This is a genomic window from Microbacterium thalassium, from assembly GCF_014208045.1.
Taxonomy (GTDB): domain Bacteria; phylum Actinomycetota; class Actinomycetes; order Actinomycetales; family Microbacteriaceae; genus Microbacterium; species Microbacterium thalassium.
In genome coordinates this window covers 718,348-734,357 of sequence record NZ_JACHML010000001.1, presented here as the reverse complement: position 1 = coordinate 734,357, position 16,010 = coordinate 718,348, and the positions used below count along the sequence as shown (strand labels likewise).

General features: G+C 70.2%; 20 protein-coding genes. 3 read left to right on the top strand and 17 right to left on the bottom strand.

Annotated features, from left to right (window positions below):
* Positions 1–63: 63 nt before the first annotated feature.
* From HD594_RS03440 to HD594_RS03385, 12 genes are all read right to left on the bottom strand, one after another.
* Complete coding sequence (locus HD594_RS03440) at positions 64–687, bottom strand: response regulator (RefSeq protein WP_184749624.1); 624 nt, start codon at positions 685–687, stop codon at positions 64–66.
* Positions 684–1,880, bottom strand: a complete 1,197-nt coding sequence (locus HD594_RS03435) for a sensor histidine kinase (RefSeq protein WP_271171288.1) — start codon at positions 1,878–1,880, stop codon at positions 684–686. Before HD594_RS03435 ends, HD594_RS03440 begins: the two co-directional genes overlap by 4 nt.
* 51 nt (positions 1,881–1,931) lie before the next feature.
* Positions 1,932–2,627 carry an aspartate/glutamate racemase family protein gene (locus HD594_RS03430; protein WP_184749623.1) on the bottom strand — a complete coding sequence of 232 codons (696 nt, stop codon included), beginning with the start codon at positions 2,625–2,627 and terminating at the stop codon, positions 1,932–1,934.
* A gap of 35 nt (positions 2,628–2,662) precedes the next feature.
* The gene (locus tag HD594_RS03425) at positions 2,663–2,893 is read right to left on the bottom strand and encodes a YkvA family protein (protein ID WP_184749622.1); all 231 of its coding nucleotides are present in this window, start codon (positions 2,891–2,893) and stop codon (positions 2,663–2,665) included.
* Positions 2,894–3,031: 138 nt separating this feature from the next.
* Positions 3,032–3,205 (bottom strand): hypothetical protein, encoded by a 174-nt coding sequence (locus tag HD594_RS03420; RefSeq protein WP_184749621.1) that lies wholly within the window; start codon positions 3,203–3,205, stop codon positions 3,032–3,034.
* A 92-nt stretch (positions 3,206–3,297) separates the two neighbouring features.
* Positions 3,298–4,002 carry a substrate-binding domain-containing protein gene (locus tag HD594_RS03415; protein WP_271171287.1) on the bottom strand — a complete coding sequence of 235 codons (705 nt, stop codon included), beginning with the start codon at positions 4,000–4,002 and terminating at the stop codon, positions 3,298–3,300.
* Positions 3,999–4,973, bottom strand: a complete 975-nt coding sequence (locus HD594_RS03410) for an aldo/keto reductase (RefSeq protein ID WP_184749620.1) — start codon at positions 4,971–4,973, stop codon at positions 3,999–4,001. The genes HD594_RS03415 and HD594_RS03410 overlap by 4 nt, the downstream gene beginning before the upstream one ends.
* Complete coding sequence (locus HD594_RS03405) at positions 4,970–5,926, bottom strand: Gfo/Idh/MocA family oxidoreductase (RefSeq protein WP_184749619.1); 957 nt, start codon at positions 5,924–5,926, stop codon at positions 4,970–4,972. Before HD594_RS03405 ends, HD594_RS03410 begins: the two co-directional genes overlap by 4 nt.
* Before the next feature lie 71 nt (positions 5,927–5,997).
* Positions 5,998–7,413: a protocatechuate 4,5-dioxygenase subunit alpha/beta gene (locus HD594_RS03400; protein WP_246413840.1), complete on the bottom strand. Its 1,416-nt coding sequence runs from the start codon at positions 7,411–7,413 to the stop codon at positions 5,998–6,000.
* 1 nt (position 7,414) lies between these two features.
* The gene (locus HD594_RS03395) at positions 7,415–8,368 is read right to left on the bottom strand and encodes an amidohydrolase family protein (protein ID WP_184749618.1); all 954 of its coding nucleotides are present in this window, start codon (positions 8,366–8,368) and stop codon (positions 7,415–7,417) included.
* Positions 8,369–8,370: 2 nt separating this feature from the next.
* Positions 8,371–9,063, bottom strand: a complete 693-nt coding sequence (ligK, locus tag HD594_RS03390) for a 4-carboxy-4-hydroxy-2-oxoadipate aldolase/oxaloacetate decarboxylase (RefSeq protein ID WP_221446543.1) — start codon at positions 9,061–9,063, stop codon at positions 8,371–8,373.
* Positions 9,064–9,073: 10 nt separating this feature from the next.
* On the bottom strand, positions 9,074–10,102 hold the full coding sequence (locus HD594_RS03385; protein WP_184749617.1) for an amidohydrolase family protein: 1,029 nt from the start codon (positions 10,100–10,102) through the stop codon (positions 9,074–9,076).
* 112 nt (positions 10,103–10,214) lie between these two features.
* On the opposite strand from HD594_RS03385, the gene HD594_RS03380 reads away from it, so the two are divergent.
* Positions 10,215–11,120 (top strand): LysR family transcriptional regulator, encoded by a 906-nt coding sequence (locus HD594_RS03380; RefSeq protein WP_184749616.1) that lies wholly within the window; start codon positions 10,215–10,217, stop codon positions 11,118–11,120.
* Positions 11,121–11,138: 18 nt separating this feature from the next.
* Here the strand turns inward: HD594_RS03380 and HD594_RS03375 are convergent, their stop codons facing one another.
* The 5 genes from HD594_RS03375 to HD594_RS03355 all read right to left on the bottom strand — a co-directional run bounded on the left by HD594_RS03375 (position 11,139) and on the right by HD594_RS03355 (position 15,168).
* A complete protein-coding gene (locus tag HD594_RS03375; RefSeq protein WP_184749615.1) occupies positions 11,139–11,792 on the bottom strand; it encodes a hypothetical protein in 654 nt (217 codons plus the stop codon).
* A 32-nt stretch (positions 11,793–11,824) separates the two neighbouring features.
* Entirely contained in the window at positions 11,825–12,568 is a 744-nt protein-coding gene (locus HD594_RS03370) for an alpha/beta fold hydrolase (RefSeq protein ID WP_184749614.1), read from the bottom strand.
* A gap of 112 nt (positions 12,569–12,680) precedes the next feature.
* Positions 12,681–13,838, bottom strand: a complete 1,158-nt coding sequence (locus HD594_RS03365; RefSeq protein ID WP_184749613.1) for an NAD(P)-binding domain-containing protein — start codon at positions 13,836–13,838, stop codon at positions 12,681–12,683.
* Positions 13,839–13,927: 89 nt separating this feature from the next.
* Entirely contained in the window at positions 13,928–14,899 is a 972-nt protein-coding gene (locus HD594_RS03360; protein WP_221446542.1) for an NAD(P)-dependent alcohol dehydrogenase, read from the bottom strand.
* A 128-nt stretch (positions 14,900–15,027) separates the two neighbouring features.
* Complete coding sequence (locus tag HD594_RS03355; protein ID WP_184749612.1) at positions 15,028–15,168, bottom strand: hypothetical protein; 141 nt, start codon at positions 15,166–15,168, stop codon at positions 15,028–15,030.
* A 63-nt stretch (positions 15,169–15,231) separates the two neighbouring features.
* Between HD594_RS03355 and HD594_RS03350 the strand changes: the two genes are divergently transcribed.
* Positions 15,232–15,480 (top strand): DUF4287 domain-containing protein, encoded by a 249-nt coding sequence (locus HD594_RS03350; RefSeq protein WP_184749611.1) that lies wholly within the window; start codon positions 15,232–15,234, stop codon positions 15,478–15,480.
* 42 nt (positions 15,481–15,522) lie between these two features.
* On the top strand, positions 15,523–15,987 hold the full coding sequence (locus HD594_RS03345; protein WP_184749610.1) for a lipocalin-like domain-containing protein: 465 nt from the start codon (positions 15,523–15,525) through the stop codon (positions 15,985–15,987).
* The last annotated feature ends 23 nt before the right edge of the window (positions 15,988–16,010 follow it).

Below are 16,010 nucleotides of genomic sequence, written 5' to 3'. Positions count from 1 at the left end.
CGACCTCCAGATTCGCCCGGACGCCGCCGCGGGGGATCAACCGAAAGGTTGAGATCCGTGGGGTCAGAGGATGCCGCGTTCCCGGGCGACCGCAATGGCCCGCGAACGGCTGTCGACGCCCAGCTTGTCGAAGACGTGCACGAGGTGGGTCTTCACGGTCGCCTCGGTGACGAACAGCTCCTTCGCGAGTTCGCGGTTCGAGGCCCCGGTCTCGAGCAGTCGCAGCACGTCGAGTTCGCGCTCGGTGAGCTTCACGCGCGGCGCGCGCATCGCCTGTCCGACGCGTTCGCTCAGCTCGGGCGACAGCACCAGCCGCCCCTCCGCCGCCTGCCGGATGGCCGCGGCGATCTGCTCGGTGGGCGCGTCCTTGAGGAGATACCCCGAGGCACCCGCCTCCACGGCCCCCAGGATCTCGGCGTCACGGTCGAACGTCGTGAGGATCACGACGGCGGGCGGCGTCTCGAGCGCGCGCAGCGCCGCGGTCGTCCGGACGCCGTCCATGCCCTCGCCCAGGCGCAGGTCGCACAGCACGACGTCCGGGTGCAGGCGCTGGGCGAGATCGACCGCCTCCTCCCCGGATGCGGCATCGGCGACGATCTCGACGCTCTGATCCCCGGTGAAGAGCGCGCGCAGCCCGGCACGGACGATCGGGTGATCGTCGACGAGCACGACCCGCACGGCGCTCATTCGGCGCTCTTCGGGGCTATGGGGACCGATGCCGACAGCGCGGCCCCGTCGCCGGGCGTGCTCTCGACGTCGAGGTCGCCGCCGAGTTCCCGGAGCCGTGCGCGCATGGCACGCAGCCCGTAGCCGCTGTCGTCGGGGCGCGGCCGTGCGGCCTGCCACCGGGTCGCATCGAACCCGATACCGTCGTCCGCGATGTCGAGTCGCACGGCGTCGCCGGCATCCGCCAGGCTCACCACGACGCGGCGAGCGCGCGCGTGGGCGCGGACGTTCGCGAGCGCCGACTGGGCGGTGCGCAGGAGCGCGACCTCCGCCGCCATCGGCAGGGCGGGCGCCGTCTCGTCGATGCGCAGCTCGGCGCGGATCCCGGTCTCGGCCTCCATGCGCGCCAGCATCCGTCGCAAGGCGTCGCCGAGTGCCGAGCCCTCCAGCTCCGCGGGCGCCAGTGCCCCCACGATCCTCCGCGTGTCGACGAGTCCTTCGTGGGACAGCTGCTCGATCTGCGACAGTGCGCGGTCCGTCTCAGCGCTGTCGCCGGCGCGTGCCGCTCGCGCAATCATGCCGATCGACGACAGGCTCTGCGCGACGGTGTCGTGGATGTCGCGTGACAGGCGCGTGCGCTCGAGGCCCGCGCCGGTGTCGCGCTGCGTGCGGGCGAGTTCGTCCTGCAGCGCGGCCGTCTCCTCCTGCGCGGCGACGAGCGAGGCGATGAGGCGTCGCCGCTCGCGGCCGTCCCGGACGAGCGCGACGTAGCCGCGCGCCATTCCCAGCGCGAATACTCCCCCGACGAGCGGCCCGATCACGCTCGCGTAGTCGGTCCTCCCGGTGTGCAGGATCGGTGCCGCGACGGCGATCGCGAGGATCACCGCGCTGAGCGCGATCGCCCACGGCAGTCGCAGGATGAACCCCGCGAGCAGCCACAGCGGAAAGGCGAGCCACACGAACTCCGCCGAGACGATGACGGACGCGGCCCAGATCAGCACGAGCCCCGTGAGCCACCATGTCGCGACGACAGGGTTGCGCGTGCGATCTCCCCAGAGCAGGCCCGCGGCGTACCATCCGCCGAACGCGAGAGCCATGGCGAGCACCGCCACGGTCGGCGTCTCGGCCGCGATCGCGCGGATGCCGGCGATCACGAGCAGCACGAGGGTGATCCCCGCTTGCCCGATCCGGATCGCCCCGCTCACTCGCTCCACGCTTCGACCCTAGGTCGTGGCAGATGGGGAACCGCGGGGAGTCGGTGCGGCTCAGTCCGCGCGCAGGGCGAAGCCGACCGCCGCCTCGACGTGCAGGGCTGTCGTCGGGAAGACCGGCACCTCGCTGTCGGCCTGCGACACCAGCAGCTCGATCTCGGTGCAGCCGAGGATGATGCCTTCAGCGCCGGCGGCCACCAGTCGCTCCATCACCTCGCGATAGCGCTCGCGCGAGGAGTCGTTCACGACACCGTGGACGAGTTCGCCGTAGATGATGTCGTGCACCGCACGGCGGTCGTCGGGGTCGGGCACGAGGGTGCGGATGCCGTGACGCGCGAGGCGGTCGCGGTAGAAGTCCTGCTCCATCGTGAACGCGGTTCCGAGCAGACCCACGGTGCCGATGCCGGCCGCCGTGATCGCGGAGGCGGTGGCGTCGGCGATGTGCAGGAACGGCACGTCGATGGCTGCCTCGATGTCGTCGGCGACGATGTGCATCGTGTTCGTGCAGAGCACGACGACGTCCGCCCCCGCGGTCTCGAGCTCGCGGGCGTGGGCCGCGAGGATGCGCCCGGTCTCCGCCCAGTCGCCGGCAGCCTGCAGCGCTTCGATCTCGGCGAAGTCGAGCGAATCGAGCAGGATGCGTGCCGAGTGGTACCCGCCGAGCCGATCGCGCACGCCCTCGTTCGCACGCCGATACCACTCGAGCGACGACTCCCAGCTCATGCCGCCGAGCACGCCGATCGTCTTCATCCCGGTGAGTCTATGCCGGGCGGATTCCGGTTGCTTCAGTTCGACTGGAGGCCGTCCTGCCAGCGCCGCTGCTCGCGCGCGAAGAGGACGGCGAAGATCGCCCACACGCCGATGTCGTCGACGAAGCCGAGCGGGCCGAGGACCAGTTCGGGGATCAGGTCGATGGGCGCGACGGTGTAGACGACCGCGGCGATCGCGACGACCCACGTCGTCGGCGCGACCCGGTGTTCGCGGTTCTTCACCGCTTTGAGGAAGCTCCACCACATGCTTCGAGTGTGCGGCACGCCCGCCCGAGGAGCTTCGATCGTGCCCGGTTGCACAGGTTACTTCCAGCCCGGCGGGCGCTCCGGCGCCCCACGAGCCACGCGCGTCACACCGCGCACCGGCCGCGGATCACGGACGCCTCAGTCGTGATGCCCGCTGTGATCGGCGACGTCCGGCTTCGCGCGCAGGCGATCCGCGATCTCCTCCTCCGGTCGCGGCGCGATGTCCTCGTCCACCTCGATCTCGGGCACGGAGGGCTCGCCCGGCTCGGGAACATGATCCGGGTGGGCGGGCCACGGATGACTGATCGGCACGATCGCTCCTTCGGGGAGTCTCACCCACACGCTACGCCTCAATTCGCCCCTGAGGTTGGTGCGTGGTGCGAGCCGCAGGCTGCCCTGCTCGGTCAGCGCGCGGGCACCTCGAAGCTGTGCCGCTCGATGATGGATGCCGCGTCGCGCGATGCCAGATGGTCGAGCACCGACTGAGCCGCTGCCGGATCCGTCGCCGCCGCGGCGACCGCGCCGCTGAACACCGTGACGATCGCGCAGTCGGGCGGAAGCGTGCCGAGGATCTCGACGCCGTCCTGCCCGACGAGCTCGCTGAGCTGCTGGAACCCGAGGTCGACCTCGCCGTCGGCGAGCAGCTTCGCGACGGGAATGCCGGGACGCGCCTGCACGAGGCGGTCGTCGACCTCGTCGGCGAGTCCCCAGTCCTCGATCATCCGGACCAGGGCGGTGCCGCTCGGGCCGGTGGAGTAGCCGATCCGCGTCGCCGCCCGAATCGCATCGCGCATGGCCCCGGCATCGGCGAAAGCCGGCGCTGCGGTGTTGGTCGCGGGCTTGCCGCCGGGTGCGGGAACGGCGGCGGCGACGCTCGAGACCACCAGCGGCGTCACGGTCGAGGCATGAACGTGCCCCTCACCCGCCAGCGCGTCCAGCGCACCGTCGGCGAGGAAGACGAGGTCGAGCTGCTCGCCGTCACGCACCCGACGGGCGGCGTCCACGCCGCCGACCGACTCGACGTCGACGGCGGGGAGTCCGGCATCCGCCGCAGCCGCGGTCAGCTCGCCGAGCACCTGCCGGGTCGCCATGGACGAGATCGCCCTCACGCGACCTCCTCGAACGTCTCGGCGAAAACCTCGAGCGACTGGGCCTCGTTGTACCGCGGGCCCGACACCGTCGCGGTGCTGATCAGCTCCCCCGCCCGCGCGAGGATCGTCGGGTCCACGACGATCTCGGCGGCGGCGAGGTCCTCGCGCAGGTGCTCGATGCGTGTGGTGCCGGGGATCGCGACGACGTGCTCGCCGCGCGACAGCACCCACGCCAGCGCGAGCTGCGCCGGGGTGCATCCCGCCTCGGCCACGAGGGCACGCCACGCGGGCAGCAGCGCCGCGTTCGCCGGCCAGTTGTCGGCCATGAACCGCGGGTGAGACCGCCGGATGTCCTTCGGCGCGAACGCATCCGGATCGGCGACGGCGTCGGCGAGGAATCCCCGGGCGACGGGCGAGAAGGCGACGAACGCGGCTCCCGCCTCGCGCGTGGCCTCCAGCATCCCGATCTCCGCGTTGCGGGTCCAGAGCGAGTACTCGTTCTGGACGGCCGCGATCGGCGCGACGGCGAGCGCCTCGTGCAGCAGCGCCACCGAGATCTCGGACAACCCGATGCCGCCGATCTTGCCGGCCGCCACGGCGTCCGCGAGCGCGCCCACGCTGTCTCCGATCGGAACGTTCGGATCCCAGCGGTGCAGGTAGTACAGGTCGATGTGGTCGACGCCGAGCCGCTGCAGCGACGCGTCGACCTGGGCGCTGAGGGTCTCGGGGCGACCGTCGATGGTCTTGACCCCGTCGACGGGGGCCATGCCGCCCTTGCTCGCGAGCACGATCTCGTCACGACGCCCCGCGATCGCCGCCCCGACCAGTTCCTCGTTGCGCCCGGCCCCGTAGAGCGTGGCGGTGTCGAGGAACGTCACGCCGGCGTCGAGCGACGCGCGCAGCATCCGCAGTCCGTCCTCGAACGAGGGCGGGACGCCGTACGCGTGGCTGAGCTCCATGCATCCGAGTCCGATGCGGGGCAGGTTCACGCGAGCTGCTCCTCCAGCTGACCGAGCACGCGGTAGCAGTCGATCACCTGACGCAGCGACGAGTTGGGCTCGCGGCCCTCGCGGATCGCGGCGACGAACTCGCGGTCCTGCAGCTCGATGCCGTTCATGCTGACGGCGACCTGCGACACGTCGATCGGCTCCTCCTTGCCGTTGACGAGGTCGTCGTAGCGGGCGATGTAGGTGCCGGTGTCGCCGATGTAGCGGAAGAACGTGCCGAACGGGCCGTCGTTGTTGAACGACAGCGACAGCGTGCAGATCGCGCCCGACTCGGCCTTCAGCTGGATCGACATGTCCATGGCGATGCCGAGCGTCGGGTGGATGGGGCCCTGGATCGCGTTCGCCTGCACGATCTTGCCCGCCTGGTACGCGAACAGGTCGACGGTGTGGGCGGCGTGGTGCCACAGCAGGTGGTCGGTCCACGACCGCGGTTCGCCCTTGGCGTTGGTGTTCGTGCGGCGGAAGAAGTACGTCTGCACATCCATCTGCTGGATGTTGAAGTCGCCGGCCGTGATCTTGTCGTGCACCCACTGGTGCGACGGGTTGAAACGCCGGGTGTGGCCGACCATCGAGACCAGATCGGATGCCTCGGCGGCGGCGAGCGTGGCCTCGGCATCCGCCAGCGAGTCGGCCAGCGGGATCTCGACCTGCACGTGCTTGCCCGCGGCGAGCGCGGCCTGCGTCTGCGCGGCGTGGAGGCCGGTCGGCGTCGCGAGGATCACCGCATCGACGTCGTCGCGCTCGAGCACGGCGTCGTAGCCGACGACCGCGTTCGGCACGCCGTACTTCTCGGCGACGGCCTGCGTGGCCTCGGGCTTCGTGCCGCTGACGACCGTCACCTCGGCGTCGTCGATGTTCGCCAGACCGTCGAGGTGCTTCATGCCGAATGCACCGGCGGCGCCGACCACCGCGATCCGGACCTTGTCACTGCTCATTCGTGTCTCCTTCGCGGGGAACTGAGCGGCTGCTGAGGCGCCCAGTTCCCGTCACTCAGCGGGGATCCTGCTCAGGCCAGGGAGCCGACCGGGTCCCAGTCGGGCTTCACCGTCTCACCTTCGGCGGGGGTGGGGCCGTCGTCGGAGGTCTGCGTCTCGTCGGCCTGCTCCGCGACACCGCCGGTGGCGGCGACGGGGTTGGAGATCACGAGGTGACCAACCGCGGTGTTGGACGCCGGCACGTGGTAGAAGCGGTGGTTCACCTCGGGGGCGCCGCCGCCGAACTGGTCGTCCATCGCGCCGCGCGCGATGAGCCAGTCGACGAGCTCGATGCCCTCGGAGCCCGCCTCGTCGACGTACTCCATGTGGGGCCACTCGGTCAGGCCCAGCGGGTCGGCGATGAGGTGGTCGAGGAACGCGTTGTCCCATTCCTTGTTGATGAGACCGGCGCGCGGGCCCTGCAGCTGGTGGCTCATGCCGCCGGTGCCCCAGATCTGGATGTTCAGCTCGGGTCCGTCCCACTTGTCGAGGGCGCGGCGCAGCGCCTTGCCGAGCTCGTAGCAGCGACGACCCGAGGGAACGGGGTACTGCACGACGTTGACGGCGAGCGGGATCACCCGGACCGGCCACTCCTCGGGCTTGCCGTAGACGAGCGACAGCGGCACGGTGAGTCCGTGGTCCACGACCATCTCGTTGACGAGGGTGAGGTCGAAGTCGTCCTGGATGACCGACTGCGCGATGTGCGCGGCGAGCTCGGGGTAGCCCTTCACGTCGGGCACCGGGCGGGGGCCGTAGCCCTCGTCGGCGACGGGGTACTCCGCGCCCGTGCCGAGCACGAACGTGGGGATGATCGACGAGTCGAACGCGGTGGCATGGTCGTTGTAGACGATGATCACGACGTCGGGGGTGTTCTCCTTGGCCCACTTGCGGGTCCACTCGTACCCGGCGAAGACCTTCTGCCAGTAGGGCTCGTGGTCCTTGCCGAGGTCCATCGCGGCGCCGATCGCCGGGACGTGGGGCGTGAACAGCGCCGAGGTGTACTTCGCCGGCGCGTTCGGGCGCAGGGTCTCGGCCTTCTCGCCCTTGGCCGGAGGCGTCCACCCGTCGAGGTCCTTCAGCCGCACGCCCTCGGGGTTCCGCCCGCCCGCGATCATCATGTCGCGGTAGGCGGCCTCGGACATGCCGGTCATCGATCCGGCCATCTGCTGGAAGCTCAGGCCGTGGGTCGCGCCCAGCTTGGCGAGGAAGTAGATGTTCCCGCCCTCGGCCATCGCGAGGTTGAGGTCGATCTCCAGCACGGCCCTGCGCTGGTTGTCGTTCAGATCCCACTCGTCGAGGTAGGCCTCCTGATCCGCGAGGAAGCGCTCGCGGTTCTCGGCCTTCATCAGCGACATGCAGAACTGATTCAGGTGGTAGCCCTTTCGGGCCTGTTCGGCATCGAAGATGATCGTGCCGGGGATGTCCTTGTAGGGCTTGTCGAGTGCCATGTCAGTCTCCTTCTGACCAGTACAGCCGCCGCGGGTTGTCGACGAGCAGCTTGTGCTGCAGCGCCGGTGTCACGGCGATCTGAGGGATGTAGTCGACCAGCAGCCCGTCGTCGGGCATGTGGTCCTTGAGGTTGGGGTGGGGCCAATCCGTTCCCCACAGCACGCGGTCGGGGAATTCCTCGACCACGCGACGGGCGAACGGCACGACGTCGGTGTACGCGTGCTGCTCGCCATCGAGGGCGCGGGGACCGGTGACGCTGAGCCGCTCGGGGCACGACACCTTGGTCCACACGTTGGGGTTCTCGCGCATGAAGCGAAGGAACAGCCCGAACTCGGGGCCGTCGGGGTCCTTCGTGACGTCGGGTCGGCCCATGTGGTCGACGACGACGTCGGTCGGAATGCTCGAGAAGAAGTCGTAGAGGTCGGGCAGATCCTCGGCCTCGAAGTAGATGACGACGTGCCATCCGAGGGGAGCGATCTTCTCGACGATCTCGCCGAGCGACTCGGTGGGCACGCGGTCGACGAGGCGCTTGACGAAGTTGAAGCGGACGCCGCGGACGCCGGCCTCGTGCAGCTCGGCGAGCTGCTCGGCGGTGACGTCGCGGCGGACGGTGGCGACGCCGCGGGCGCGGCCCTCGCTGCGGCGCAGCACATCGACGAGTGCCCGGTTGTCGGCGCCATGGCACGTTGCCTGGACGACGACGTTGCGTTCGAACCCCAGCCGGTCGCGCAGGGCGAAGAGCTGATCGGCGGAGGCGTCGCACGGCGTGTACTTGCGCTCGGGTGCGTAGGGGAACTGCTCCCCGGGGCCGAACACGTGGCAGTGCGCGTCGACCGCGCCGGCCGGCACCTGGAACGCGGGCTTCGACGGTCCGTCGTACCAGTCGAGCCAGCCGGGGGTCTTCTCGAACCCGCCGCTGGTCTCGCCGTGGGCGATCGTCAGCTCTTCGGCCATGCTCAGTCCTCCACGTACTCGAGGCCCGCTGCCGCGAGCGGCTCGCGCATGCCGTAGATGTCGAGGCCGAGAACGCCCTCGCGGAACTTCTGGCGCTTGGCCTCTTCGTTGTCCTCGCGCTTCTGGCTGGCGTCCGCCACCGCGCCGACGAGCTCGCGCGGGACGACCACGACGCCGTCCACGTCGGCGACGACGACATCGCCCGGGTTGACCAGCGCGTTGGCGACGACGACCGGGATGTTCACCGATCCGAGGGTCGCCTTGACGGTGCCCTTGGAGTTGATGGCACGTGAGAAGACCGGGAAGTCCATCTTCTCGAGGTCGGCGACGTCGCGGACGCCGCCGTCGATGACGAGGCCCTTGCAGCCGCGCGACGTGAGCGAGGTGGCGAGCAGCTCGCCGAAGAACCCGTCTTCGCTCTCGGTGGTGCAGCCGGCGACGATGACGTCGCCTTCCTGCACCTGCTCGGCGGCGACGTGGAACATCCAGTTGTCGCCGGGCTGCAGCAGCACGGTCACGACCGGACCGCACAGCTTCGCACCCGTGTAGGCGGGGCGGATGTAGGGGCGCAGCAGGCCGACGCGGCCCATGGCCTCGTGGATGGTGGCGACGCCGAACTGCGACAGCCGCTCGACGTCGGCGGGGTCGGGACGCTCGATCTTGGTGTGGACGATGCCGAGGTTGTTCAGTCGCATTTTCTCTCTCTCACAGTCCCCGGGCGGTCAGCGCGCGGTCGACGCGCGGGTAGACGCGGCGGGCGTTGCCCTCGAAGACCTGGGCGCGCTCGGCATCCGTCAGGTTGGGCGTTCCGTCGACGTAGCGCTTGGTGTCGTCGAAGTAGTGGCCGGTGCGCGGGTCGATGTCGCGGACGGCGCCGATCATCTCGCTCGCGAACAGGATGTTGTCGGTCGGGATCACCTCGGTGAGCAGGTTGATCCCGGGCTGGTGGTAGACGCACGTGTCGAAGAACACGTTGTTCAGCAGGTGCTCCTCGAGCTCGGGCTTCTTCAGCGCCATCGCGAGGCCGCGGAACCGGCCCCAGTGGTACGGCACGGCGCCGCCGCCGTGCGGGATGACGAACTTCAGGTCGGGGAAGTCGCGGAACAGGTCGCCCTTGAGCAGCTGCATGAAGGCGGTCGTGTCGGCGCCGAGGTAGTGGTCGCCCGTGGTGTGGAACTGCGGCTTGCACGAGGTCGACACGTGGATCATCGCGGGGATCTCGTACTCGACGAGCTTCTCGTAGATCGGGTACCACGAACGGTCGGTGAGCGCCGGCGCGGTCCACAGGCCGCCGGACGGGTCGGGGTTGAGGTTGATCTCGACGGCGCCGAGCTCTTCGACGGCTCGGACCAGCTCGTCCACGGCGGTCGCGGGGTCTTCGCCCGGCGACTGCGGGAGCATCGCGCCCATCATGAAGCGGTCGGGGAACAGCTCGCTGACGCGGGCGACCAGGTCGTTGCAGATGCGGGCCCACGTCTTGCTGACCGCGAGGTCGCCGATGTGGTGCGCCATGAAGGAGGCGCGCGGGCTGAAGACGGTGATGTCGCTGCCGCGGTCGTTCATGAGCCGCAGCTGGTTGGCCTCGATGGTCTCGCGGATGTCGTCATCGCTGATCGTCAGCGTCGCGGGGTCGGGCGCCTCGCCCTGACCCTCGGTGAAGGCGATCTGCAGGTCACGCCACGCGCCCAGCTGAGCGGGTGCGGTCGTGTAGTGGCCGTGGATGTCGATGATCACCGAGTGTCGTCCTTGTCACTGGATGGGTGGGGTCCGTTACGACGACTGTACGGCGGCGGTTTCTCATGGTCCAATAGATTCTGGTGGGCACTTCCATAGATGGGATCAATGGATGTCAATACCCGACCTCAACCAGCTGCGGACCTTCGTCGTGCTCTACGAGCTGCGCAGCCTCACCGCCACGGCGGACTTCCTCCACGTCACCCAGCCGACCGTGAGCTACACGCTCGCGCGCCTGCGCGAGAGGTTCGCGGACGACCTCTTCCGCCGCGAGGGCCACGTCATGGTGCCGACGACACGAGCCACGCAGCTGTTCGGCCCCCTGCACGAAGCACTCGCCCAGATCGAATCGACCGTGAGCAATGTCGCCGACTTCGACCCGAGGGGCTTCACCGGCGAGCTCTCGCTCGGATTGACGTCGATCGGCGAGCAGACGTTCCTCCCCCCGATCATGGCCGCGCTCGCCCGCGAGAACTCGAGCGCGCGGCTCGCGGTGAACCGCCTCGATGCCGACCAGGTCGAGGAGGAGCTCGTGCGCGGGACTCTCGACCTGGCCATCACGGTGTCGCTGATGGATGCCTCGCGACTGTGGCGCACACCCGTGCGCGATGTCGAGTACGTCGCGCTGTCGTCGGGCCGGCATCCGCTTCCGCCGACGTCGCCGGAGATGTTCGCCGGCCGCGGCTTCGTGCGCGTGTCGTCGCGCGGCGGCCACGTCTACCCGCTTCAGCTCCTGCTCGAGCACGGCCTCATGCCGCAGGTCGCCCTCACCGTGGAGGAGTACGGCACGCTCCCCGCCGTGCTGCAGGACACCGACCTCGTCACCTTCCTCCCCCGGCACGTCGCCGAGGTGTTCTGCGGATGGTTCCCGGTGCTGCGGATCGCGGAGCTCCCATGGCCTGGTCAGTCGACGCCCGTCGCGGTCTTCACCAGGCGCGAGTCGAGCCTGTCCCCGGCGCAGCGGTGGTTCCGCCGTCTCGTCCACGGCGCGGTCGTGGAACCCGGCAGCGAGGTCTGACCGCTGCTCGAGGACGGGTCAGGAGCGCCGCGAGCGATTCCAGCTGGCCTTCGCCGGCGCGAAGGGGCTGCGCACGTGGATCGACCAGGTCGAGTGCGGGTGGATCGAGAGGATGGCCTTCTCCCAGAACGTCCGCGCCTCGTCCGACAGCAGCGGCAGCACGATGTCCTTGTCAGCCTCGTCCTCGGGCTTGGGATGGAACGCCTTCCGGATGAGCTGCACCTCGGGAGCGCCCGTGGGGATTCCGTCGACATCGAGCACGGCTCGCTCCCACGGCAGCTGCAGGCGGGGGTCGCGGCGGTACACCCAGCGGTCGGCGGTGCCGTCCTCCATGTTGACCTGGAGCACCCAGGTCTCCTTGTCGGCGTCGTACAGGCGCACCGAGAGATACGTGGCGTCCTCGGGCAGGTCCGTCCACGCGGTCAGCTCGTCGTCCTCGGCGACCCAGGCGGTGATTCCGGACGGCAGGGCCTCGACGAGCTGACCGACCTGCGCGTACGGCATGCTCACGGTCGTCTTGTCACGCTCGCGCAGCGGTTCGCCCATCCACTGGTCGTAGGCGGATCCGCCCGACAGCCACCAGCGGACGTCTGCCTGAGAGAGCAGCTCCGCCACCGACGCAGCGTCGAGCAGCTCCCAGCGCGTCGCCGCGTTCGGCGTGGATTCACCCATGCAACGAGCCTAACGCCGGGCCGGTCGAGCGATCACTCGGGGATGCCGGCCGCGAACGCCAGCAGCTGCTCGACGAGGGCGTCGGGCTCGGTGACCATCACGAAGTGGCCGGTCGCGATCTCTGCCACCTGCCAGCCCGGCTCCGAGCGCACGCGCTGGCGGCTCGGGGCGATGGTCGGGTAGGCGGGCTGGTTGCAGTCGACGAACAGCCGCGGCAGTGACTCGAGCAGAGCGCCGTCGTAGTTCAGCGGCTGGCGGTACATGCCGAACGGATGCGGCGTGTGCCGGCGACGCAGCCACGCGGCATCCGCTTCGCTCAGCCCGAAACCCTCCTCGGGGTCGGGCGGCGGCAGGCAGTTGTCGTTCTCGGCGGCCGCCGCGAGGCGCGACGCCACGATCTCGGGCGGATGCGCGACGCCCCAGCCTTCGCCGGGCGCAGGCACCATGGCGTCGACGTAGACCATGCCGGCCAGGCGCCCCGGCTGCGACTCCTGAAGGACTGCCCCGGCGCCGGTGATGACCATGCCGCCGTAGCTGTGGCCGACCAGCACGGCGTTCTCGAGCTCCTCGGCTTCGATGAGTCCGAGCACGTCGGCGATGTGGGTGTCGAGGTCGATGTCGGGTCGCAGCAGGTGCGCCCGCTCGCCGTCGCCGGTGAGCGTGACGGCATGCACCTCGTGGCCCGCGTCGCGGAGCGGCCCGATCACGCGTCGCCAGATCCAGCCGCCGCCCCAGGCGCCGTGCACGAGGACGATCGGTGGCTTGGTGGTCGGCATGTCGGGCTCTCCTTCGAGTGGGTCGCCCGCGGCATCCGGGCAACCCGCACATTATGGCGGGTCGACGGCTTGTTCCTCCACGCGGCATCCGCTGTGTGGGATCGCTGCGCGATCAGGCGATGGCGGGGACCGCCGCTCGGCGCAGTGCCGCGACGATCTCGCCGACCGCCGCGCGACCGGCCCGGTTGGCGCCGACGGTGGACTGGGACGGCCCGTAGCCGATGAGGTGGAGCCGCGGTTCGTCGCGCACCCGCGTGCCGCTCACCGTGATGCCGCCGGCGGGGTTCCGCAGCCCGAGCGGGTCGAGGTGGGCGAGCGCCGGTCGGAAGCCGGTGGCCCAGACGATCGTGTCGACGGGGGTGAACGAGCCGTCCGCCTCGCGCACACCGTCGGGCTCGATCGCGGTGAACATCGGACGGCGCACCAGCACGCCGCGATCCTCGGCGGCGCGGGTGTAGGACGTGTGCGGCAGTCCGGTGTACGAGACGACGCTCTTCGGAGCCCGCCCCGCCTCGGCATCCGCCGTGACCCGCGCGATGACCTCGCGCCCGACCGTCTCGGGCTCGAACTCGACGTCGAGCCACCACGGCTCGCTGCGCGTGTACCAGAACGTCGTGGCGACCCGGGAGATCTCCTCGAGGTGCTGCACCGCCGAGATGCCGCCGCCGACGATCGCAACACGGTGGCCCGCGAACTGCTCCAGACCGACGTATTCGCGCGTGTGGAATTGTCGACCTCGGAAGCCCCTCGCGCCGGGGTGCTCGGGACGAACCGGGTTGTCCCAGGTGCCGGTCGCGTTGATGACGGAGCGGGCCCGCCACGCGCCGCGATCGGTCTCGATGACGAGCTCGCCATCGGGGTCGGCGTCCGCCCGCGTGACGCTCGTGACGTGCGCCGGCCGGATGATCGGGAAGTCGAATGCGCGCTCGTAGTCGGTGAAGTAGTCGGGCACCGCGGTGCGACTGGCCTCGGCGGGGTGCACCGTCGGGAGCGCCATGCCCGGCAGGTCGAAGATGCCGTTGACGGTCTCCATCGTCAGAGATTCCCACCGGTGCTGCCACGCACCTCCGGGTCGTGGGTTCGCGTCGAAGACGACGTAGGTCCGCTCACCGCCCGGATTCGCGATCGCGCTCGTGAATCCGCGGCGCTGCAGGTGGTAGGCGGCCGACAGGCCCGCTTGGCCGGCCCCGATGACGGCGACGGTGGCGCCCGCCGTGTCATCGGTGCGCTGACCGGCTGCACCAGCATCCGCGACCGCGTGACCAGGCATCCTGTCGTCGTCCATGATGCTGAGAACACCTCACCGGCGAAGTCCATTCCATTGCATGGAATGGACGCGACTCGTGCCGCCGGCGTCGGTCAGGGGACGTCGACGACCACGTTGCCGATCTTCTGCCCGCTGTCCACGTACCGGTGCGCGTCGGCGATGTCTTCCAGGGTGAACCCGCGCTCGTCGATCACCGGGAGGAACCGGCCGGCGGCGAGTTCCTCGCGCAGGCGCGCGACGGCGGCGCGGGTGTCGCCGGGCGGGGGCATCTTCACGGTGTGGCCGCGGGAGAAGAGGGTGATCAGCGCCCAGCCGAGGTTGGTGGGGAACGGGCCGAAGTCGGTGGCCAGGAACATCCCGGTCGGGCTCAGCAGATGCCGGCACGCCGGGTACGACGTCTTGCCCACCGCATCGAAGACGACGTCGAACTCGCCCTCGACGGTGGCGACGTCGGTGGTCTGGTAGTCGATGACGCGCGCCGCGCCGAGGCCGGCGACGAGGTCGACGTGCGCGGTGCCGCACACCGCGGTCACCGTCGCCCCCGCGGCCGTCATCAGCTGCACGGCCGCGGAGCCGATCGCGCCGGTCGCGCCGTAGACCAGCACCCGCGTCCCTTCTCCCACGTGCCCGGCCCTCATGCCGGCGAGCGCGTAGTGCGACCCTTCGGTGGCTGCCGCGGCGTGCGGGACGTCGATGCCCTCCGGCGTCTTCTCGACCGGAGCGTCCTCGCGCACGACGAGATGCTGCGCGTGCGCGCCGAACGGTCCCTCGACGTATCCGAACACCCGGTCACCGACGGCGAACCGCGTCACGTCCGGCGCGACGTCCTCGACCTCGCCGGCGAACTCCGTGCCGAGGATCGTCCGCTTCGGCCGCGTGAGGCCCGTGAACAGACGAACGACGAACGGGAACGCACGGCGGTACGCGACGTCCGTGCGGTTGACGGTCGTGGCGCGCACGCGCACGCGGATCTCGTGCTCACCGACCCGCGGCACAGGCACGTCGGTCACCTGCACGACCTCTGGTCCGCCGTAGCGGGTGTTCACGGCGGCGCGCATGCTCATGATCGCGGTCCCTCTCGGTGGGATCGTGCGGGATATGCGGGTTGTCTCGGCGGATCGACCTGCCGCGCGCTCCCGCACGGCCGTGCCCGTCGATCCCTCAGAGTACCGACCCGCTGCGGACCGGCCCTCTACACCGGCTCGGTGGTGCGGATCAGGCCGCAGTTCACGCACGACCAGGCCACGAGGAACCGCTCATCGTCGAGGATCTCGAACGTCAGCGGGTCGCCGCACGTCGGGCACCGTCGCGGGTCTGCGCCGGGCACCTTCATGCGTGTCAGCATATGCGCGCAGTCTCCGCCTGCGCGTCGTCGGCCCGCTCTAGCATGGGCGTCATGCCAGAACACCGGGTGACCGCCCCGACTCCGCCCGCGGACGGGAAGCTGAAGGGACCGGCGTCGTACTTCCCGAGCATCGAGAAGACCTACGCACGACCGATGCAGGAGTGGCTCGACCTCGTCGCCGACCGTCTGGACTCGCACCGGCACATGGACGTCGTCGCGTGGCTCAAGACCGAGCACCACATGGGGCACGGTCACGCCAACGCGATCGTCGCGTACGTGAAGAGCGAACTCGCCCGCTGAGGCCCCATTGCCGCCCCCGGGCCCTCGGCGTACCGTGACCGCATGACGCTCGCGGAGGACCTCATAGGCACGTGGCGCCTGCGTTCGCGGGTCGACCACCTCCCGGACGGGTCGGTGAATCCGGAGCCGAGCCTCGGGCCCGATCCGCTCGGTCTGCTCATCTACGATCGCGCAGGCAACTTCGCGGCCCAGTTCATGCGACGGGACAGGAGCTCGATCGAGCCCGCGGATGCGGCATCCGCCACCGAACGACAGCGTGGTCGGATCTCGTCCAACAACAGCACGGCGGTCGGAGGGTACGACGCGTACTTCGGGACCTACGCGGTCGACGAGTCGACGAGCGAGGTCACGCAGACCCTCGATGCCGCCCTGACGCCGAGCGATGTCGGCGGCGTGGTCACCCGCGAGATGCACATCGTCGACCAGGAGCTGGTGATCCGCATAGCGTTGACCACCGGCGAGGGCGTCGCCGTCGTCCGGACCCTTCGGTGGTCGCGCGAGGCGTGACCGACGGGCACCTCGGACCGCCC